This window comes from Ornithinibacillus gellani (assembly GCF_003730295.1).
Taxonomy (GTDB): domain Bacteria; phylum Bacillota; class Bacilli; order Bacillales; family Amphibacillaceae; genus Ornithinibacillus_A; species Ornithinibacillus_A gellani.
Genome location: NZ_QTSZ01000053.1, coordinates 48,708 through 68,924, shown reverse-complemented (window position 1 = coordinate 68,924; position 20,217 = coordinate 48,708). Strand labels below are relative to the sequence as shown.

The window sequence follows — 20,217 nt, the reverse complement described above, 5'->3', positions numbered from 1 at the left end:
CGGTTTAGGAATCAAGTGATGTCGACTTTTATCACACTTGATTCCTTCCTAACTTCTCAGCCCAAATGGTACGGTAAAATTGCCAATCCTCATCAAATAACTTGCGCATATTCGGTCTACGTCTGACAGCTAACGGATGATAACCAACAACCGTTTTGATTCCTTGCACATCATACACCTGTCCACGTAAACCCTTTACATCTACATCTGCCGACTGAAAAAAAGCTTGCACAGCAACATTTCCAAGGCAAATCATCAGCCCTGGCATATGTTTATCCAATTGCTGCTGTAAATGACGCATACAGATAGCACGTGTTTTCTCCTTGTCGTACTTTTTCACTGGCCTGCGTTTCAACACATAAGTGACGTATAAATCATTTTCATGAAATCCTGCCTGCAAAGCACCCTGCTGAAGTGCAGTTCTTGTACCACAAACAAATGATTCCCCTTCCTTGTTTTCCCTAGCTCCGGGATTATCCAATAAAATGGTAATCGGCGCTTGCGGATTTCCTTCTCCCCAAATCATCCGTGAACCATGATTGATTAAACCACACTGGCAACAGCCTACTTCATCCGCTGGAACGGTATCTTCCGACCACAATCGAATACACGCATCTTCCATGTCTGTCACTTCCTTTTTCCATAGTGTTTCACGAAGTAACTTCATCATGCATATTCTATCTTCCCAAATGGAAGGCCTTCGATTATAATCAATTTAGCTTATAGAAAAATAGAGGTCGAGAGATGAAAGAAATTACTGTATATCGTTATGAGGAAATTATTTTTGCACCAATTGAAACTGTTTTTGAATATGTTAATCATGATGAAAAAATATTACGCTGGAATTCCATGCTTGTCGAAAATATATATGAAAATCCAGACGACTATCGGCTAATGAAACCGGGAACGACCTTTACAAGTGTTCAACGGTTTGACAAAAAGACGATTAAAGTCGCTAGTAAACTGGTCGAAATAGATCCGCCCTATAAGGTTGTGGTGCATGCGGAATCAAAGGAAGGCACGAGTATTGCTAGCTATCAGCTTGCCCCTATGAATGGCGGAACAAAGTTAGTTGTCGAGGCAAGTATCATTCCAAAAAACGGATTTTACTGGTTGATGACGAAGCTGTTAGGCTGGACAACTAAATTTATATATCAGGAACAATTTGAGCAGTTAAAATTTGTTGTAGAAAACGAAGCTGAGGAAGCATAGAGTGAAACTTCAATCAGTGGGGGTTTTTGCACTTCCTCCACTGATTGTTAGTTGAACCAATCAGGCCTTTACGGATAGTTGATCCCCACTTATCTTTTTGTTTCATCTTAAAATCTTGAGGTGGGGGTATTACTGCCCGTTAAGGCGGGATAATTAACAATTGAAATGTGGACATGAAACGATTAATTATTCTCCTGAAAATGTTGTCTGAACAGTATTTGCATGATGTAATAGAACAAACGATCCTGTTAAAGGAAGGATATCATGCTTGTTCATAAAGCCTATAGCTTTCGTATCTATCCAACGAAAAAACAAACAGAATTAATCAACCGCATTACCAATGTCCGTATTGTTATGGTTACTATTTAGTATACATACGAAATCATCCAATTAACATGCAGCAGAAGCAAATGAATATGTAAAACTATTTTTTCTTAAAAAATGCAACCATGATATGGATTAAAAGTAAAAAAACCAGGGCTCCCCCTGGTTTTTAAATCATCAACTACAATTTTTGTACATTTGCAGCCTGTGGTCCTCGCTGGCCAGTTTCGACATCAAAGCTGACACGATCTCCTTCGTCCAGTGATTTAAAGCCTTCACTTTGAATTGCCGAAAAATGAACGAATACATCTTCCTGTCCTTCGCGTTCGATAAAGCCAAATCCTTTATCCGCGTTGAACCACTTTACAGTACCTTGCTCCACGATTTGTTTCCTCCCAATCTCTATTCATACATATTGGGTAAACTACTTGTAGCTACCCACGCTATCTTAGTATGGCATAATACTGCAAGTTCTATACATGGCCATCTATAAATCAAATGCTTCCTTCCATTTCTGAATCGTTCTGCTTGGTTTCTACCTCGTTTCAAGCTTAAAATGAATGAGAAAGGAGTCAAACGAATGAATAATCATTTTTCGACAAAAACAAAGACGCTGTTAGAAGACTATCAACAACAGCGCTTACCACAACATGTGAATAATAATCAGGCAACAACATATATTCCACCGGATCAAAGTCTGATGGAGGATGCGATTGTAGCTCTAGCCATGGGTAAAAATTTATTATTAAAAGGGCCGACCGGTACTGGTAAAACAAAATTTGCTGAAGCACTAACAGTCCGCTTCCAACAAGCAATGGAAAGTGTGAATTGCTCCATTGATTTGGATGCGGAAAGTCTGCTTGGGTTTAAAACCCTTTCATATGATGAAGACCAAAAACAACAAATCACATTTATACCTGGTCCTGTCACTAAAGCAATGACCAATGGCAGATTTTTATATATTGATGAAATCAACATGGCTAAACCAGAAACATTGCCATTATTAAATGGGGTGCTCGACTATCGCAGAACCGTTACCAATCCATTTACCAATGATGTCATTACTGCAAAATCAAGCTTTCGAACCATTGCGGCAATTAACGAAGGTTATATCGGTACAGTCCCATTGAACGAGGCATTAAAGAATCGATTTATCATCATAGACGTACCGTATATACAAGGAGAACAATTAGCAGAATTAATAAAACAAAGCACAGCCCTACAAGATGACACATACATTCAACGCTTTGTTCAATTATCTGCAGATCTCGTTCGTGCAACAACAGACGGTCGACTTGCGGAAGACGCAGCCTCCATTCGTGCACTGTTGGATGCATGCGATTTAAGTGCATACATCCCGCCAGCACGTGCCATTCATCGCGCCATCGTGGAAAAACTGGACGAGGATCGAGAAAAAAGCTTTGTAAAAAATATAGTCGAAACATTATTTTAGTGAGGTGAACAACCATGTTTCGCTTCCATGAAGACACCGTTAATACAGAAATGTATTTACAGCTGCAGGATTTAACGGCAATCTTATCCAAGGAACCTGCCCTACACTTTATGTATACACTTGGTTCTTATATCGATATCGTAAACATGCAAGTTACAGCCAGCACTTTTTGGGAAAATAATCAACCACAGATAACAGATGCTGGGCTAAAAACAGATGTATTTTTACGTACAATCGGTACCTATCGTCATACCGATCTTTCAGCGACACAGGACTTTATGAAATCACTGGAAGAAAGTCATTTGCCTCGGCTTGGGATCCAACTGTTTACGCTTTTGGAAAATATTCGTCTGGAAGAATTGATAAAAAAGGAACGTCCTGGAACAGCAGTTGCTTTTTCGGTTCGACGACATTATTTATACGACTATTTCAATAAACAACGTACAGCCAATGCGACAAGAAGCCTGGCTCTTGATGAATTGTTTTGTTTGCTGTTTTTAAAGTTGCAGGCAAATCATCCAGACCCTGACTTCCCACACTCCAATCCAACACAGCTTGATTCTGCTGAGTTGGTCGCATCAGAGCTTTATACGATTTTCGAAGCAGCATCAACCTTCGATATTGTAAAAGCTATGGAGCGTATACTTTCACATTTAGCTCCTATTTACCATAAGGATATGCTGAATGAATATCTCGTCCCTCCCATTGGTCACATCCATGCCTATCAAAGACAAACATTATTTGACGAGCTGACAAGAACCGACCCGTTAGCAAATGAGGATGAGCAGGAGGTGGATGCAGATAAAAATGAAGTATTTGAAGAAACCTTTTCAACTTGGCATCAAGAGACAAAAAATGAAGACAGGAACCAAACATTTTTACAATTTGACATCGAACAAGGAACGAAGACAACATTAATTGGAGATGGCGCAAGAGATACAGAAGACGGTGATCAAGCGATGGCATCCATGCAAGGTAAATCTGGCAAAAGCAAACAACAGGATTATTCCGAGCTCGAGACATTAGAAAAGAAAGCCAATGATTCCGAAGTTGGGAACGAAACCTCGGCATATGGAGAAGATAATCGTCTTGCAGTAGCAATCGATCGTTTTGCCGATACACCAAGTCCGGAAGATATCGAACGATATGCTGACTACAAGGATCAGATTGAAGCCTATCAACGGACACTCGCTGTTACAATTGAAAAAGCCATGGAACATAAACGCAATACGAGTAGAGATGCATTACTTTTCGGTAGATTATCTAAAAAGTTACTGCCTCTCGTCATCGAACAAGAACGACATATATTTTATAAAAAAGATAATGAATCGAAGGAATTAGATGCAGTGTTTTCCTTGCTAGTTGACTGCTCTGCTTCTATGCATTCAAAAATGGATCAAACGAAACAAGCCATTGTCCTTTTCCATGAAGTACTGCAGCGATTAAAAATCCCACATGCGATTACTGGATTTTGGGAGGATGCACTTGCAGTCAATGCAGAGGAACAACCGAATTATTTCCATCGTATCCACACGTTTCAGGATAGCCATTATCAATCCAATGGCCCTCAGATTATGCAGCTAGAGGCCGAAGAGGATAACCGAGATGGATTTAGTATTCGGATAGCACAAGAGGAGTTACTTGAGCAACGGGAAAAGCATAAATTTCTCCTTGTATTTACAGATGGCGAACCAGCCGCAGCCAATTATCAGGAGAATGGAATTGTTGATACCCATGAGGCGGTCCTACTAGCTAGAAAACGTGGGATTCATACGATTGGCATTTTTTTAGCAGATGGTGACCTGTCTGAACGTGACGATTCCATGATGAAGAGTATCTATAGGAAAGAACGAATGATGATCACAGATTTATCAGAGCTTACTGCACAGTTTTCACCATTACTTAAAAAGCTGCTACTGCAATCGATTTGAACACCTATCACGATACCTGTCTCTCTGACAAGGATCATCCATTCGCAATTTTCCATGCGAGTGGATTTTTTTCCGAAAAAGATGACATTTGTCAGGTGTAAGTCATGACATCTGTGTCTAATCAGCTTCCTATTTTTTCTTTATAATGATGAAGAGAAAATATTTTGGAGGCTGAATGTATGTCAAAGGAAAAAACGGTTTCTCTTCATAAAAGTGTAAAACCATTTGCACACGCCAATCTTAAAAAAAGTACAGTACAACTATTCAATACCATTCCACCACTATTATTACTTTGGACTGCCGCTTACCTTAGCCTATCTATTTCTGTCTGGTTAACAATCGGTCTCGCTTTGGTTGCCTCTGGTTTTATCGTCCGAAGCTTTATTATTTTTCATGATTGTACACATGGGTCCTTTTACCAAAATAGCAAGAAAAACAATTTACTTGGCACCATTACGGGGATTATTACATTATTTCCATATGAAAAGTGGAAAAGGGAGCATGCAATTCATCACGCATCAAGCTCCAATCTGGATAAACGTGGAGTCGGTGATATTTGGGTGATGACGGTTGCTGAATATGACAGTGCAACCAAATGGCAAAAACTCGCTTACCGACTGTATCGTAATCCATTCGTTATGTTCGGACTTGGCCCACTATACTTGGTACTCGTTTCCAACCGGATCAATCGAAAAGATGCTAGAAAAAAAGAAAAGTATAATACCTATTTTATTAATGTAGCACTGGTGATTATATTTGCAACGTTAGTCTGGACGTTAGGTTGGCAAGCAGTATTACTAGTCCATGGCATTTCGTTATATGTTGCAGCAGCACTTGGAATTTGGTTATTTTATATTCAACATACCTTTGAGGACTCTTATTTTGAAGAAGAGTCTGAATGGAATTATGTAAAAGCTGCTGTAGATGGAAGCTCCTACTATCAGCTTCCAAAAATTTTACAATGGTTGAGCGGCAATATCGGGTATCACCATGTCCATCATTTGGCACCACGTGTACCCAATTACCATTTAGAAGCGGCGCATGAATCTACACCGCCACTGCAATACGCAACGACCATTACAATCAAAACAAGCTTGGATTCCTTGCGCTATCGTTTATATGATCCAGAACAAAAAGCGTTTATAACCTTCAAAGACTTCCATCAACGGAAAAAACGTTCTGCATTATCGATTAAAACAGCGATAAAATCAGCAACATCAACAAGAATCCAAACGAAATAAAGTGAAACTTCAATCTGTGGGGGCTTTTGCACTTCCCCACTGATTGTTAGTTGAACCAATCAGGCCTTTACTGGCTGTTGATCCACCACTTACCATTCTTGATATCAACAATTATGCTTGATGTGGGGGGGCTTACAGCCAGTTAATCTGTGATAAAGCCCAACAGCCATCCAATCCGTGATGGCTGTTTAACTGTCTAGGTGCTACAATGGAATAGTTACAGGAAAGCAGGTGAATAGGATGCATAAATGGTATAGTATTTTCCCTAGAAATCCATGGCTCAGTATTTATACATGGATTATCTTTTGTTTTCTGCCATTCTTTTTTATATTCCGATCCTCTTCCCCTTTTGAAGTATCCATTGGGATTACATTATTGACATTATTTTTTCTTTCCTATATTTTTTCCTTTAAATCTAAAAGTGGTCTTGTCTATATGTGGCTTAGTTTTGAAATGATGATTAATATCGTGATGACCTTGCTATTTGGTTTTGTTTATTTTGCTTTGTTTACCGCATTTTTCATTGGAAACATTCGTAGTACGACAGGCTTTTTTATCATGTATGGTCTTCACATTATCTCTACAGTTGGTGCAGTCACAACTGGATTCATTATAGATATTGAATTATTTTTACCCCAAGTTCACTTTATTACGCTAAGCTTGATTGGAATCATTTTGCTTCCTTTTCATTTATACAATCGAAACAATCGTGAACAGTTAGAGGGACAGCTTGCGGTAGCAAATGAACGAATATCTGAGCTAATCGTCTTTGAAGAAAGACAGCGCATTGCACGTGATTTACATGATACGCTAGGGCAGAAATTATCATTGATTGGATTAAAAAGTGATTTGGTTCATCGATTAATCAGCGCCAATCCTGAAAAAGCCAAACAAGAAATACAGGATATACGCGTAACTGCCAGCACTGCTCTAAAGGAAGTACGTGAGCTCGTATCGAATATGCGTTCCAGAAAGTTGCCAGAAGAAATGGTTCGAATCAAACAGGTATTACGGGCAGCTGACATCCAATTGACCATCCATGGTGAAGATACATTGCTTCCAATGCCCCCTATTACAGAAAATGTATTAAGCATGTGCTTAAAGGAGGCAGTTACCAACATAGTGAAGCATAGCTTTAGTCAAACTTGTGATATCGTTTTTGAACAACAAGCGGATGCTTTTATCATGCATGTCCAGGATGATGGTATCGGTATATCCGGAAATGGTGCTCAACTGCCCGGGAGCGGCTTGCAAGGCATGCGAGAACGATTGGAATTTGTAAATGGGCACTTACAAATAAAAGAAAATCATGGCACGCGGCTTACGATAACTATTCCAATCGTGTTGACAAATATTATGGGGGGTGAAAGCGAATGATTCGAATCGTTATTGCGGAGGATCAAGGGATGCTGCTAGGAGCACTTAGCTCTTTGTTAAATATGGAAGAAGATTTCGAGGTAGTTGGTACGGCAGCGAACGGTGAGGAAGCTATCTCCCTTGTAAAGGAATTTAAACCAGACATATGCATTATGGATATTGAAATGCCTGTAAAAAATGGCCTAGATGCTGCCGAAGCATTACGTCAGGAGTCATGCAAAATCATTATACTAACTACGTTTGCCCGTACAGGATATTTTGAACGTGCACGAAAAGCGGGTGTTCGCGGCTATTTATTAAAAGACAGTCCAATTGAAGAATTATTTGCCGCAATCCATAGCATCATGAACAATCGCTGGATATATGCGCCTGAATTAGTAGATATGGTTTATGCTGACGGAGATGATTTACTGGAAAATCCATTAACGGAAAGAGAAAATGAAGTTCTGGCACTTGTGTCGCAAGGAATGACAACGAAAGAAGTGGCAGAAACCCTTCATCTATCACATGGCACCGTCCGTAACTATATGTCGCTGATCCTGGACAAACTGCAAGTAAGCAATCGAATTGAAGCAATCACCCGCTTCAAAGAAAAAGGTTGGTTTCATTCCTGATCATCATAGAGGTAGATTGGAAGGAACACATCTACCTCTCTATCTCTTCATTTGCTTTAACTTAAATATCCCCATTTCAACGGATGTCTCGATATATCCAATGATTTGTGTCTGGGTAAATACATTCAAATTTTCTGTTAAACTTTCTGCCTGGTATGACATATCGCCACGAACCGAATCTGCAAATTTCATTACCGCATCAGCCGACACCTCTTCCAAATCAACCATAGCGGGCTGACCTGCTAACCCCACCTTAATTTCCCCAGCACATTCATAGTATTCCAACAGCATTCCATTCAGTAAACGGAAATCACGATGATATAGCGAAGCCAAGCTGTCATCCGCATTAATTCGATTTCTTAGCCATGGCAGAAAGAAACCTTTTAACCAAATATCATCTGCAATCAAATGTGTATAATACCCTAACACATAAGGATGTTTCGTACGGTATTTTTGTAAGAAGCCCTGATAATCTACACTTCTTGAAAAATCCCGCGCGTCACCCGTAAAGAAATGCGACCGATCCTTCTCCGCTGCTGCAAAAACCGCATCCGGTGCAATATTACCATATAAAAAGGCTGGTTTATCTTGGATTGCTAGTGCCTTCGCAATCTTATTCCCAATGATAGCATGCATGATTCTAGAGCCCATATCATTCCCATCCCCTGTCGTTTAGTGACTTCCTTTTTCCCAATCCTATCACTTATGGAAACTCTTTAACAGTAGAAAAAGCAGAACAAGGGATACAGCTTTACACCTATCCCCTGTTCCTTTGTTTTCCAATTATAGTAATGTCATGCTGTTTCAATCGCAAGGCGTACAGTCTGATTTTCTACTTGAAACTCTTTCATCTCAGACTTTTCCGCAAAATAAATATCATGTAACATCAAGCTTCGATGTAGTAACACCTCAAAATCCTGTAATCTTTGCTGTACCTCCGGAATAGCTTGCACATACAAATCAACTCTTTCTTCCACTGGCAATCCGAGCTCCTTACGATAAGACTGAACAGCACGCACAACCTCCCGCACAAATCCTTCATCTTGAAGCTGCTTCGTTAATTCTGTATCCAATAACACCACATACTGACTGCCTTCAGCTATTGCAAAGCCTTCTTTCCCTGTTTTCTCCACCTGAACATCTGCTTCCGTTAGCTTCACAGTGGTACCAGAATGCAAGGATAATTCCAGTTCTCCTGCTTGCAGTAGCCTTTCCTTTTCTTCCTTATTCAGGTTTTGGACGGCCTGCTTCATCTCTCCAACTGCTTTCCCAAATTTCGGACCGGCAACAGAGAAATCAAGCTTCACGGTGGATTCAATCCAATCCCCCGCTTTGGTTTCAAATGTAATCTGCTTCACGTTAAGTTCATCTTCCAAAATTGTAGTATATGCTGATAAATCCACTTCTTCCGCTCCCTCACCAGATGAAATCACGACGAGAGAAGCTAATGGCTGTTTCGTTTTAATTGCCACCGCATTTCGAGCCGATCTCCCCAGTTCTGTAATTTGTAGAACCGCAGCCATTTCTTGTTCCAAGCGAACATTGATCAAATCTTCGTCTACTGTCGGAAAATCGGATAAATGCACACTTTCATTTGTTAATGTAAAATATATTTCTTCTGCGATAAATGGTGTGTATGCAGCTAACAATTGCGCAGTTTTCGTAAGGACTTCATGCAATGTTGTAAATGCAGCACGTTTATCAGCTGACATTCCACTTCCCCAAAAACGTTGTCTTGAGCGTCTAACATACCAGTTACTCACTTCATCCACGAATGCCGCTATCAATCGAGCCGCACCTGTAATATCAAAAGTGTCCAATCTTTTTGTTACATCACCGATAACCGTATGCAGCCGAGATAGAATCCATTCATCGAGCACTGACTTCGTACCGCCCTGATCCGCATCAGGAGAAAATCCATCAATTTTTGCGTACATTTGATAGAAAGAAAAGACGTTCATGATGGTATCAATCATTTTAGATTTTGCCTGGCGCACAGTCTGCTTGGAAAAACGTTTATTATTCCACGGGGAACTATCTGCTAATAATGCCCAACGAAGCGCATCTGCTCCGAATTCCTCCATCAGTTCTGTCGGATTAAGCGCATTTCCCTTACTCTTTGACATTTTCTGACCATCTGCATCCAAAATATGCCCCAAAGACAGCACTTGCTTATAAGGAGATTGCCCTGTATAAAGTGTTGATACGGCAAGCAAACTATAGAACCAGCCGCGTGTCTGGTCAACGCCTTCGATTACAACATCAGCAGGATACTGTTTGGCAAACTGTTCCTTATTTTCAAATGGATAATGATACTGCGCAAAAGGCATGGAACCACTGTCAAACCAAACATCAATGACCTCATCGACTCTTTCCATGACACCTCCACAATCACACTGCAGCTGTACCTGATCAACTACTGGTTTATGGAGGTCCATATTTTCTGGTAGCGGGGAGACAGAGAACTCTCTTAATTCATCCAATGAGCCAGGTGCCTTTTCTGTTCCACAGGTCTTACAAACCCACACATTTAAAGGTGTCCCCCAATACCTGCTTCTACCAATATTCCAATCCACCATATTTTCCAAGAAGTTTCCAAAACGTCCATCCTTCATATGGTCTGGATACCAGGTTACCCCTTGATTATTTTTTTGCATTTGTTCTTTTACTGCCGTTGTACGGATAAACCAACCTTCCATCGCATAATATAGCAGTGGACTGTCACAGCGCCAGCAATGTGGATAGCTATGCACATAGCGTTCCTTATCAAATAATAAATTCTTTTCCGCAAGCAGCTTGATAATAGAGACATCGGCATCCTTAACAAACATGCCAGCTAAATCGCCCATTTCTGCTGTATAACGCCCCTTGGAATTGACTACATGTACAAAGTCAAAATCATTTTCCTGCACAAGTTTATAGTCATCTTCTCCATATGCTGGTGCGATATGCACGACACCTGTACCGCTATCATCCGTTACAAAATCCGCCGGAAGCACCTGATGTCCTTTTTCCACCTTAGCAAAATCAAAAGGCGCCTCATAGGAAATACCAACCAAGTCTTTCCCTTTTGTAGTACGAACAACGGTATAGTCAGCTTTTAACACATTTGCTGCCAATGCCTTTGCCACGATATATACCTCATCCCCTTGCTTCGCCCATACATATTCCATTTCTGGGTGAACCGCTAATGCGACATTCCCAGGAAGTGTCCAAGGAGTTGTGGTCCAGCCTAATAAATATACATTTTCCTCACCATGCATCCGGAATTTTGCCGTAGCAGATAGATCCGCAACCTCCTTATAACCTTGTGCCACCTCATGTGAACTTAATGACGTTTCACAATTCGGGCAATATGGAACAACACGATGACCTTTATATAGTAAATCATGCTGATGAATATGTGATAAAATATGCCAAACAGACTCTATATAATCCTGTTGTAAGGTGACATATGGATGGCCCATATCCACCCAATATCCTAATGATTTAGTGAACTCCTTCCATTCTTGCTCATAGGCAAACACACTATCCTTACAAGCCTGGATAAACTCTTCTACCCCATAATCCTCAATTCCAGCTTTTCCATGGATACCAAGCTGCTTTTCAACCTCCAGTTCAACTGGCAATCCATGCGTATCCCAACCAGCCTTTCGATATACTTGATAACCGGACATCGTTTTGTAGCGGGCAACAAAGTCCTTTACCGTTCTACCAAGAGCATGCCCAGCATGTGGTAAACCATTCGCTGTCGGCGGCCCCTCATAAAAGACAAACGTCTCTTTTCCTTCTCGTTGCCTGATGGATTGCTCAAAGGTCCCTTCCCTCTCCCAAAAATCAATCCATCTTCTTTCCATTTCCACATTGGCTTCTTTCATACCGTCACTCCTCTAATGAATTTCAATATTTTGCAATCGACTCATCAAATTAAAAAAACTCAATCCCACAGACGTAGAATTGAGTTGACATCACTCTTTTAGACAAAAATAAAAAACCATGTAGTGGTTTTATTATTCTTGCAGTATCACTACGTACCATCATACGCGTTCTGGATATCGGTAGAATGCCGGCAAGATTTAATAACGTTCAATCTTGCTTCTCGGAGAGGATCTTCATTAAGCACTTAACGTTGACTTTCAGCATACCGCCAACTCTCTGTAGATAAGGAAACTTAATTACTCATTCTCGTCATAGAATGACTATGAAATTATTATTTATCGTATCCCATGACATAAGAAAAGTCAATCAATCTGCAATCTCAAGCGAATAGAGCTGTACCCTATGCTCCCCCTTCATTACATGTGAAGAAGTAGTTTAAGTTACTTCTAATTGAGAAAAATAAGCTTTTGAATAACTTAAATCACGTTTATCTTACTCCAATTCTGATAATACATGTGTTCGAGTAACTTAAATAACGTTTATCTTACTTCATTTCTGAAAATACACGTTTTCGAGTAACTTAAATAACGTTTATCTTACTCCAATTCTGAAAATATACGTTTTCGCGTAACTTAAATAACGTTTATCTTACTCCAATTCTGAAAATATACGTTTTCGCGTAACTTAAATAACGTTTAACTTACTTCATTTCTGGAAAAAAACGTTTTCACATAACTTAAATAACGTTTATCTTACTCCATTTCCAGAAATACACGATTTCGAGTAACTTAAATAACGTTTAACTTACTCCAATTCCGGAAATACTGTATTTCGCGTAACTTAACTATGGTTTATCTTACTCCATTTCATACTTCTCCACCCATTCACATACTTTAAAATTAAAAGCATTCCCAGCACAGCAACTTGTGGCGGGAATGCTTTCGATTTTTCAACTCTGATTACTTTCCTTCTTTACCGTGGAATCATATACAACCGATTATGTCTGGTCACACCACAGATTAATTGATCCATTCATCGGTTAGACGAATAAATTCCGCCGCATCCTGCTTCATCAATTCAATGCCTGCAGCCCAGAAGTCGACGTTGGTTAAATCTACATCTAAATGCTTTTTAGCCAAATCCTCCACTTTCATGGAGCCAGTATCCCGAAGCAATGCAATATATTTCTGCTCGAAGCCTTCCGGTTGCTTCAAATATTCGGCATAAATACCAAGACTGAATAAAAAGCCAAAAGTATATGGGAAATTATAAAATGGAACACTATCCATAAAGAAATGTAATTTACTGCACCAAAAATGTGGATGATATGTGGATAAGCTGTCCGCATATGCTTCCTTTTGTGCATCCAGCATCAGCTCATTCAAACGCTTTTCTGATACAATTCCTTTTGTTCGTTCCTTATAAAAGGCGTCTTCAAATAAGAAACGGGCATGAATGTTCATAAACATAGCTGTTGCATTTTCCAATTTTGCATTCAATAACGAAATTTTCTCTTCCGGGGAAGCTGCATTTTTCACAGTGGCATTGCCGATAATCGTTTCAGCAAACGTACTCGCTGTTTCCGCTACATTCATTGCATATCCCTGATTCAATGTAGGTAAATCCCGCATCACATAACTGTGAAAAGCATGTCCAAGCTCATGTGCCAGTGTACTTGTATCATTTGGCGATCCCGTGAATGTCATAAAAATTCTAGATTCCTTCCACTCGGGTAAGCTGGTACAATAGCCGCCAGGGCGTTTATTACTGCGGTCTTCTGCTTCTACCCAGCGATTTTCAAGTGCATGCTTGGAAAATTCCGCCAACTCTGTCCCAAAGGTTGCGAAATTTTCAATGACAAAATCACAGGCTTCATCATAGGTAAAACGAGTCGGTTCCATATCCCCCAGTGCAACAGGGGCATCCACGTCCTGCCAGCCCAGCTTCTCCATACCAAATAATGCTGCTTTTTGTTGGAGAAAATCGACGAATGGTTGTTTATTCTCTGCTACTGCTGTCCACATCGCATCTAAGGTTTCCTTGGTCATTCGATTATATTCTAATGGCTCATCCAAATAGCCGTCGCGCTGATGCGCTTTTTGTAACGTAATTCGATAACCATCCAAATGATTTAGTGTATCGGCGAAAATCGGTGCATACTTCGACCAGGCAGCTTCCCAATTTTCGAACAGTTGTTTTCTAACGACAGGATCTGGGTCCGCATACATTCTGTTCATCGCTTGACCAACAGATAATTCCTGCTCCTTGCCATCTGTATCTGTGAAAGGGATGGTCATAATAGAAACCACTGTATCATATAATCTGCTCCACGCAGATATTCCATCCTTATTCAAATCTGCAATCAATTTTTCTTCTTCCTCAGAAAGCAGACGTTTACCTTGTTCGCGTATTTCATGAAGCGCGAATGCTACTTCCTTCCAGTTATCCTGTGCCAACAACTGCTGCCAATCCGAATCAGCAATAGCTACTAATTTCTTAGTAAATACATTGGACAATTTTTGTATCTCACTGTAGAGATCCATGATTTGTCCCATGACAACATTTGCATGTTCATCATCCATATAGGCATCATGATACATATGTACAAATGTTCCTGCCTGCCCCAATCCCTTTCCAATCGTTTCCTGTTTCTCTAAAATCTCTGCAAGCACTGCTGTATCCGGGTCCTGTTCAAAATTCCAGTCTTCCAAAATCTGTTTATAAGCTTTCATTTGTTGTTGAAGCGTTTGCAATTTTGTTTGTAATTCACCAGATTTGGTTCCACCAGGAAAGATTTGATCCAAATCCCATGTATCTTTATATTTCATATGTCCACACCCCTTTATGTATAGTTTATACTTTTCAAAAATTTTTAGAAACCCTAAGCATCACTCAGATTGTAATTTTTTATTAGGATGTGTTCGGATTAGCCTGTTCATGATATGATTTTTTAAAAAGGTGGTGCTCGTATATGTCCATGATGTTTACTTATCCCAAAAATTGCGGCAATTCCCCGAGAATGACAATCATGAAGGATTATCTATTTGCTTCTGCAACCGGAGATTATGCTTATTTGAAAGAAAAAAGTATGGAGTCCATCATTTGGGAACGGGTCGGCGTGTCCTCGCCCAATATTACTGGTATCGAAGCGCTAGTGGAAAAACTAGCTGACATTCCAACCATTCAAGCACTCCATATTCAAGATATTATAACGCATGGAAAAACAGCAGCCGTCCATGGAACAGTAGAATTGCAGCAGGATATCTATCACTTTTGTCATATTTTTATTTTTGCCAGTGCTGGTAAGCAAGCGAAATTAACCAAAATAAGCTCCTACCTTATTCCAGAACCAAAAGCATAACAAAAGGGCGCTCCTCAGGAACACCCTTCTGTATATCTTTTCATTATGCTTGTTGACCACGCTTGACCCATTCTGCAGTTGTTACCGTACGCTTAGCCTGATGCTTCACAGCACCTTCAACATCTTCTACCATTTTACCTTCTTGGTCGACTGTAACACTTGTTCCATAAGGGTTACCACCCGCACCAAATAATACTGGATCTGTATAGCCTGGTGCAGCAATAATAGCCCCCCAATGCATCATGGTTGTATATAGAGACAAAATAGTTGCCTCCTGTCCACCATGAGGGTTTTGTGCAGAGGACATTGCACTAACAACTTTGTTTACAGTTTTGCCGCTTGCCCATAGTCCACCTTGAATGTCCAAAAATTGTTTCATTTGTGATGGCATGACACCAAAACGTGTTGGAACACTAAAGATAATCGCATCTGCCCATTCTAAATCCTCAGAGGTTGCAGTTGGTACATCCTTTGTTGCTTCAACTGTTGCTTGCCATCCTGCGTTTCCTGCAATAACAGATTCTGGGGCAAGCTCTTGCACTTTCAACACACGCACCTCGGCACCTAATTCCTTCGCGCCTTCTTCAGCCCATTTAGCCATTTGATAATTTGTTCCACCCATACTATAAAAAATAACCGCTAATTTAACATTTGACATGACTTCCAACTCCTTAATTTATATGTTTTTTGATTCATTTATTTGCTACCAGTCGTATTCTACCCTGATTTAAAGGGCAGCATACCAATCAGCAGCAGTCTCTACTTCTTTCGGTGTTAGTTGATGACCACCTTCTTCCCAATGCAAGGTTACCTCCGCATTGGCAGTTTCCAGCAAAGCCTTTAAATCTTCAGACTCAGATGGTGCACATAGCGGATCTCTTTTACCTGCACTAATGAATACTGCTTTACCGGTTAAATCCGGTAATTCGATGCCACGACGCGGGACCATCGGATGATGCAGCGCCGCTCCTAATAAAGCATCTTGAAAATGAAATAGAAGACTGGCCGCGATATTTGCTCCATTGGAATATCCAACCGCAACCACTTGATTACGGTCAATTTGATATTTTTCAGCTGCTTCACCTAAGAAATCATGCAGCTCCTTTGTCCGATAAACCAAATCCTCTTCATCAAAAACCCCTTCTGCCAAGCGTTTGAAAAATCGGGGCATACCATTTTCCAAAACATTCCCCCGCACACTTAGCACATTGGCATTTGCATCAAACAGTTCAGCAAGCGGCAATAAGTCCCGCTCCGTTCCACCTGTGCCATGCAATAACAGCAATGTTTTACCATCAGGTTGCTTCCCTTTTATGAAAATATGCTCCATGATAACCGTCCTTTCCATTCGTTATTCTTCAACAACCATATGAAGAACCAAGAAAACAAACCCTCAATCCATTAGTCTTCATATTCTTTTTCAAAATGCTTGGTGCTTCTGACTGTATCGATTTCTCGTACAAGTCCTTCGATTTCCTCACGTTTTGATTCTAAAAATGGTGGCAAGGATAATTTTTCTCCAAGTGTTTCATATGGTTCATCTTCCATAAATCCTGGACCATCCGTTGCAATTTCAAATAGTATTTGAGGTGCTACATTCGTATAGAGTGAACCGAAATAAAAACGTTCAACAAAACCAGAGTTCGGAAAACGGAAAGAGCTTAACTGGTCGGTCCAAGCATCTAATTCCTCACGATTTTCGACACGGAACGCGGCATGATGGACTGTACCATATCCTTGACGAGCTGGTGGCAGCATATGATTGTATTCAACGATTACCTGGGCTCCATTTCCACCACGATTCGTTTCAAATAAGTGAAAATCTCCATCTTGATCTATCTCTTCAAATAGTAATACCTTTTCCATCATTTCTTTAAAATAAGCGATATTATCAACACGGACAAATATTGGTCCTAAGCCAGTAATAGCAAATTCATTTGGGATGGGACCTTTTTGCCAAGGCTTACCGGATTTAATCCCTGTATTCTGTTCATCTGATATGAGCTGATAGCCTTGGTCATCGAAATCTACAAAGGAAAGTGTCTGCTTACCAAATTGCGTCTGAATTCCTGTATGTGAAACCCCTAGTCGTTCAAATCGTTTGACCCAATATGCAAGTGCCTGATCATCTGGCACTCGAAATGATGTTTTATAAATTTCGTTTGTCCCATGTACACCTTTTGGTATACCTGGAAAGTCGAAGAAAGTCATATCTGTACCAGCATTGCCCTCGTCATCAGCAAAGAATAAATGATAGGTCTGAATATCATCCTGATTCACTGTCTTCTTTACTAGCCTTATCCCTAATGTGTTTGTAAAAAATTCATAAATCTTTTCTGCACTACTTGTAATTGCGGTGACATGGTGAATTCCTTTTAATCGATTCATCCTTTTACTCCTCCTTATTTCTTGCGTTTTAGAAACTATTTTTTCCTATTTATCGATTACATTTCCCTATAAGTACATTCTAAACACATATCTTTAATTACATTAATACGAATTCGAGATATATGACTAAAAAAATTTAAGTTGTTTGTGCGTGATGTCCTAATTTCTTTAATTGCTCCACAATCTGCTGCTTTTCTTCTGTATCTAAACCACCCATAATTTCCTGTATGGCCAATGTATGCTTGGGAAACAGATCATCCATTAACTCTTTTCCAGCAACAGTCAAAGCAGCAAATGTAACGCGACGATCTTTTGGACAAGGCTTTCGCTCTAGTAAATTTTTCTTCTCAAGCTTATCAACTACGTAGGTAATACTACTGCTTGAAATGAGCACCTTCTGACCTATTTTTTGAATGGGCTGTTCCCCTTTATGATAGATTAACTCCAAAACAGCAAATTCAGTAATATTTAAGCCAAGATGCTTAATATTTTCTTCTGCCCCTTTTTTAATAGCATTCAATGCCCGCGTTAATACAACAAAAAGCTTTAGTGATAATTCCGCATCATTTCGCTCCTTGTTATTTTCCATTTGCATCATCCTTCATTATTTATCTCAGTTTCGAGATAATTATATAAAGGATTTTTACATTTGTCAAATCGATTGTTTCCGTTTTTAAGACAAACCGATTCTAAAGGCCAGGATTAACCAATGACCTGTAAAATTCGATTGTGCAATTTTTTTGGTAATGGTTGCTGAAGTGCTTGTTCAAACAATCCAGGATGCTGTATACCATGTACTGCAAAATACCGTTCCAACAACGCCACCTTATCCTCCCTATCAGGCATTAAAGCATACAATACATACCAATCCTCTAATGCACAAAGTGGAATTGGAATACCATGCACCTGCTGAAAGCCCACAATCGATTGTGTTGTTAAATCAACACGATAAACACCCGCATCATGTGCGATAGCAAGAGCCCCCATACAATCAACCTTTGTGGATGGCATCGCATATTTTGAAAAATATTTTGTTCGGAAGGGCTCTTTAGCTGACACGACCTGTTCTTTTCCTAGTTTACTTAATAGGGCTTGCAAATCGCCAGCATCTCGTTCGGCCACTAAGATGTCGATATCCCGGGGATGTTCGAGTAGGCCATGGAAATATAACAATAGTGAACCACCGACTCCCCAAATGATAGTTTCTTTATTTGCTTCTTCGCCAATGCGTGCTAAAGTATGCAGCATCCAATCTCTCCCAATCTACTTGTCTTTATTTGATTGCTTTCCAAATTGTCCATCGATCCTTTTCAACAATAGGCTGATTCCGCAAAATCGACGCATCCACAAGGGTAACTAATTCATGTAACGCTGCATCATCCAGTTCATGCAGAATGCTCCTACCCGTCCGTTCTTTTAAATCATCGAGCAAGTCCGATTTCTGTTCATAGATTCGCCTAACTTCCCATAATGTTACTTCTTCCACTGAATGAAAGCCAATCTCTTTTAAAATCGTTTTTACCGTTGTGCTGTCATGTCTCCGCTTTCGTTCAATTTGCTTTAAATCAGGAAAGGCATCGAAGAAAAAACCACGAATATGCTGTTCATCCCCAGGTAAAAAACAATCCGCTGGTGTGCGGTCCTGTATCACAATATAACCGCTTGATTGCAGTATACGATATGCCTCCCCGATACATGAACGCAAATCCGGAATATGATGAATGAGTGCCCGTTCCAAGACAAGGTCAAATGTATTATCCGCTAAACCAGTTTGTAAAGCATCTCCTTGCTGAAAAGAAATTTGATTATAGTCGCGACAATTTTCCTTCGCACCCTCCAACATCGAAGCTGAATAATCCATTCCTAGCACATTGGGAATTCCCAAATCAGCAAGTGCCTTTGCATAAATACCGCCACCACAACCGATATCCACTGCGGAAGAGATACGTTCCAAAGGTAATAAAGAACGCATCATGTCCGACCATGTGTCACTTGCTTCTCTTGTTGTATACATATTGCGATGTTGCTGTTGATGAAAATCCATACCCATTATCCGCCCACCATCCTTTTTCAAACTTAACTCTATTATATTCGAAGGGCATATGGCGGAATAATATCAAAAACAAATGCCATCACATAACCAATACTTATCAGCTTGAATCCGACCATAGAAAATACCCGCCAGCACATCCTGACGGGCATGTTTGATTTTCAGCTAAGCATTACGCTTCTACATCATAGCCTTGGTCTTCCACTGCTTCGACCATTTCTGCAATGCTTGTCTCACCTTCCGTATAGACGACATCTACTTTACCAGTATTTAAATCTACGGTTGCATTGCTGACACCACCAAGTTCTTCTAATGCACCTTTTACAGAACTGGAGCAATGTCCACATGACATCCCTTTTACGATAAATGTTTTTTCCATGATGATAC

General features: G+C 40.1%; 20 protein-coding genes. 8 read left to right on the top strand and 12 right to left on the bottom strand.

Annotation, left to right across the window (positions count from 1 at the left end; genetic code table 11):
* Positions 1–31: 31 nt before the first annotated feature.
* Complete coding sequence (locus tag DX933_RS17810; protein WP_223806037.1) at positions 32–670, bottom strand: uracil-DNA glycosylase; 639 nt, start codon at positions 668–670, stop codon at positions 32–34.
* 74 nt (positions 671–744) lie between these two features.
* Between DX933_RS17810 and DX933_RS17805 the strand changes: the two genes are divergently transcribed.
* Together DX933_RS17805 and DX933_RS17800 are read left to right on the top strand one after the other, a co-directional pair.
* The gene (locus DX933_RS17805) at positions 745–1,212 is read left to right on the top strand and encodes an SRPBCC family protein (RefSeq protein ID WP_123317786.1); all 468 of its coding nucleotides are present in this window, start codon (positions 745–747) and stop codon (positions 1,210–1,212) included.
* Between the two features lie 264 nt (positions 1,213–1,476).
* Positions 1,477–1,581 (top strand): helix-turn-helix domain-containing protein, encoded by a 105-nt coding sequence (locus tag DX933_RS17800; RefSeq protein ID WP_123317785.1) that lies wholly within the window; start codon positions 1,477–1,479, stop codon positions 1,579–1,581.
* Positions 1,582–1,717: 136 nt separating this feature from the next.
* On the opposite strand, the gene DX933_RS17795 is transcribed toward DX933_RS17800, so the two are convergent.
* Positions 1,718–1,918, bottom strand: coding sequence for a cold-shock protein (locus DX933_RS17795; protein WP_123317784.1), 201 nt, complete (start codon positions 1,916–1,918; stop codon positions 1,718–1,720).
* A 174-nt stretch (positions 1,919–2,092) separates the two neighbouring features.
* On the opposite strand from DX933_RS17795, the gene DX933_RS17790 reads away from it, so the two are divergent.
* From DX933_RS17790 to DX933_RS17770, 5 genes are all read left to right on the top strand, one after another.
* Positions 2,093–2,989, top strand: a complete 897-nt coding sequence (locus DX933_RS17790; protein WP_397316875.1) for an AAA family ATPase — start codon at positions 2,093–2,095, stop codon at positions 2,987–2,989.
* 14 nt (positions 2,990–3,003) lie between these two features.
* The gene (locus tag DX933_RS17785; RefSeq protein WP_123317782.1) at positions 3,004–4,920 is read left to right on the top strand and encodes a vWA domain-containing protein; all 1,917 of its coding nucleotides are present in this window, start codon (positions 3,004–3,006) and stop codon (positions 4,918–4,920) included.
* A gap of 179 nt (positions 4,921–5,099) precedes the next feature.
* Positions 5,100–6,161 (top strand): fatty acid desaturase, encoded by a 1,062-nt coding sequence (locus tag DX933_RS17780; protein ID WP_123317781.1) that lies wholly within the window; start codon positions 5,100–5,102, stop codon positions 6,159–6,161.
* A 240-nt stretch (positions 6,162–6,401) separates the two neighbouring features.
* Entirely contained in the window at positions 6,402–7,538 is a 1,137-nt protein-coding gene (locus DX933_RS17775; RefSeq protein ID WP_123317780.1) for a sensor histidine kinase, read from the top strand.
* Positions 7,535–8,152 carry a response regulator transcription factor gene (locus DX933_RS17770; protein WP_123317779.1) on the top strand — a complete coding sequence of 206 codons (618 nt, stop codon included), beginning with the start codon at positions 7,535–7,537 and terminating at the stop codon, positions 8,150–8,152. The genes DX933_RS17775 and DX933_RS17770 overlap by 4 nt, the downstream gene beginning before the upstream one ends.
* Positions 8,153–8,191: 39 nt before the next feature.
* Here DX933_RS17770 and DX933_RS17765 read toward each other — a convergent pair whose 3' ends face one another.
* The 3 genes from DX933_RS17765 to DX933_RS17755 all read right to left on the bottom strand — a co-directional run bounded on the left by DX933_RS17765 (position 8,192) and on the right by DX933_RS17755 (position 14,859).
* Entirely contained in the window at positions 8,192–8,803 is a 612-nt protein-coding gene (locus tag DX933_RS17765) for a zinc dependent phospholipase C family protein (protein WP_123317778.1), read from the bottom strand.
* A gap of 143 nt (positions 8,804–8,946) precedes the next feature.
* Positions 8,947–12,030: an isoleucine--tRNA ligase gene (ileS, locus tag DX933_RS17760; protein ID WP_123317777.1), complete on the bottom strand. Its 3,084-nt coding sequence runs from the start codon at positions 12,028–12,030 to the stop codon at positions 8,947–8,949.
* Between the two features lie 1,020 nt (positions 12,031–13,050).
* Positions 13,051–14,859, bottom strand: coding sequence for a M3 family oligoendopeptidase (locus tag DX933_RS17755; protein ID WP_123317776.1), 1,809 nt, complete (start codon positions 14,857–14,859; stop codon positions 13,051–13,053).
* Positions 14,860–15,002: 143 nt separating this feature from the next.
* On the opposite strand from DX933_RS17755, the gene DX933_RS17750 reads away from it, so the two are divergent.
* The gene (locus DX933_RS17750) at positions 15,003–15,392 is read left to right on the top strand and encodes a hypothetical protein (protein WP_123317775.1); all 390 of its coding nucleotides are present in this window, start codon (positions 15,003–15,005) and stop codon (positions 15,390–15,392) included.
* Between the two features lie 43 nt (positions 15,393–15,435).
* Here DX933_RS17750 and wrbA read toward each other — a convergent pair whose 3' ends face one another.
* From wrbA to DX933_RS17715, 7 genes are all read right to left on the bottom strand, one after another.
* Positions 15,436–16,050 carry an NAD(P)H:quinone oxidoreductase gene (gene wrbA, locus DX933_RS17745; RefSeq protein ID WP_123317774.1) on the bottom strand — a complete coding sequence of 205 codons (615 nt, stop codon included), beginning with the start codon at positions 16,048–16,050 and terminating at the stop codon, positions 15,436–15,438.
* Positions 16,051–16,119: 69 nt separating this feature from the next.
* The gene (locus DX933_RS17740) at positions 16,120–16,722 is read right to left on the bottom strand and encodes an alpha/beta hydrolase (protein WP_123317773.1); all 603 of its coding nucleotides are present in this window, start codon (positions 16,720–16,722) and stop codon (positions 16,120–16,122) included.
* A 71-nt stretch (positions 16,723–16,793) separates the two neighbouring features.
* Complete coding sequence (locus tag DX933_RS17735) at positions 16,794–17,780, bottom strand: ring-cleaving dioxygenase (RefSeq protein ID WP_123317772.1); 987 nt, start codon at positions 17,778–17,780, stop codon at positions 16,794–16,796.
* A 136-nt stretch (positions 17,781–17,916) separates the two neighbouring features.
* Positions 17,917–18,369 carry a MarR family winged helix-turn-helix transcriptional regulator gene (locus DX933_RS17730; RefSeq protein ID WP_223806036.1) on the bottom strand — a complete coding sequence of 151 codons (453 nt, stop codon included), beginning with the start codon at positions 18,367–18,369 and terminating at the stop codon, positions 17,917–17,919.
* Positions 18,370–18,482: 113 nt separating this feature from the next.
* Entirely contained in the window at positions 18,483–19,028 is a 546-nt protein-coding gene (locus DX933_RS17725) for a nucleotidyltransferase family protein (RefSeq protein ID WP_123317770.1), read from the bottom strand.
* 25 nt (positions 19,029–19,053) lie between these two features.
* Complete coding sequence (locus DX933_RS17720; protein WP_123317769.1) at positions 19,054–19,830, bottom strand: class I SAM-dependent methyltransferase; 777 nt, start codon at positions 19,828–19,830, stop codon at positions 19,054–19,056.
* A gap of 172 nt (positions 19,831–20,002) precedes the next feature.
* Entirely contained in the window at positions 20,003–20,209 is a 207-nt protein-coding gene (locus DX933_RS17715) for a cation transporter (protein ID WP_123317768.1), read from the bottom strand.
* Positions 20,210–20,217 lie beyond the last annotated feature (8 nt).

Bases quoted from the DNA above. Each gene is read 5' to 3' on its own strand.
- DX933_RS17810 (WP_223806037.1), bottom strand. From the start codon at position 670: ATGATGAAGTTACTTCGTGAAACACTATGGAAAAAGGAAGTGACAGAC.
- DX933_RS17805 (WP_123317786.1), top strand. From the start codon at position 745: ATGAAAGAAATTACTGTATATCGTTATGAGGAAATTATTTTTGCACCA.
- DX933_RS17800 (WP_123317785.1), top strand. From the start codon at position 1,477: ATGCTTGTTCATAAAGCCTATAGCTTTCGTATCTATCCAACGAAAAAA.
- DX933_RS17790 (WP_397316875.1), top strand. From the start codon at position 2,093: ATGAATGAGAAAGGAGTCAAACGAATGAATAATCATTTTTCGACAAAA.
- DX933_RS17785 (WP_123317782.1), top strand. From the start codon at position 3,004: ATGTTTCGCTTCCATGAAGACACCGTTAATACAGAAATGTATTTACAG.
- DX933_RS17780 (WP_123317781.1), top strand. From the start codon at position 5,100: ATGTCAAAGGAAAAAACGGTTTCTCTTCATAAAAGTGTAAAACCATTT.
- DX933_RS17775 (WP_123317780.1), top strand. From the start codon at position 6,402: ATGCATAAATGGTATAGTATTTTCCCTAGAAATCCATGGCTCAGTATT.
- DX933_RS17770 (WP_123317779.1), top strand. From the start codon at position 7,535: ATGATTCGAATCGTTATTGCGGAGGATCAAGGGATGCTGCTAGGAGCA.
- DX933_RS17765 (WP_123317778.1), bottom strand. From the start codon at position 8,803: ATGGGCTCTAGAATCATGCATGCTATCATTGGGAATAAGATTGCGAAG.
- ileS (WP_123317777.1), bottom strand. From the start codon at position 12,030: ATGAAAGAAGCCAATGTGGAAATGGAAAGAAGATGGATTGATTTTTGG.
- DX933_RS17755 (WP_123317776.1), bottom strand. From the start codon at position 14,859: ATGAAATATAAAGATACATGGGATTTGGATCAAATCTTTCCTGGTGGA.
- DX933_RS17750 (WP_123317775.1), top strand. From the start codon at position 15,003: ATGTCCATGATGTTTACTTATCCCAAAAATTGCGGCAATTCCCCGAGA.
- wrbA (WP_123317774.1), bottom strand. From the start codon at position 16,050: ATGTCAAATGTTAAATTAGCGGTTATTTTTTATAGTATGGGTGGAACA.
- DX933_RS17740 (WP_123317773.1), bottom strand. From the start codon at position 16,722: ATGGAGCATATTTTCATAAAAGGGAAGCAACCTGATGGTAAAACATTG.
- DX933_RS17735 (WP_123317772.1), bottom strand. From the start codon at position 17,780: ATGAATCGATTAAAAGGAATTCACCATGTCACCGCAATTACAAGTAGT.
- DX933_RS17730 (WP_223806036.1), bottom strand. From the start codon at position 18,369: ATGGAAAATAACAAGGAGCGAAATGATGCGGAATTATCACTAAAGCTT.
- DX933_RS17725 (WP_123317770.1), bottom strand. From the start codon at position 19,028: ATGCTGCATACTTTAGCACGCATTGGCGAAGAAGCAAATAAAGAAACT.
- DX933_RS17720 (WP_123317769.1), bottom strand. From the start codon at position 19,830: ATGGGTATGGATTTTCATCAACAGCAACATCGCAATATGTATACAACA.
- DX933_RS17715 (WP_123317768.1), bottom strand. From the start codon at position 20,209: ATGGAAAAAACATTTATCGTAAAAGGGATGTCATGTGGACATTGCTCC.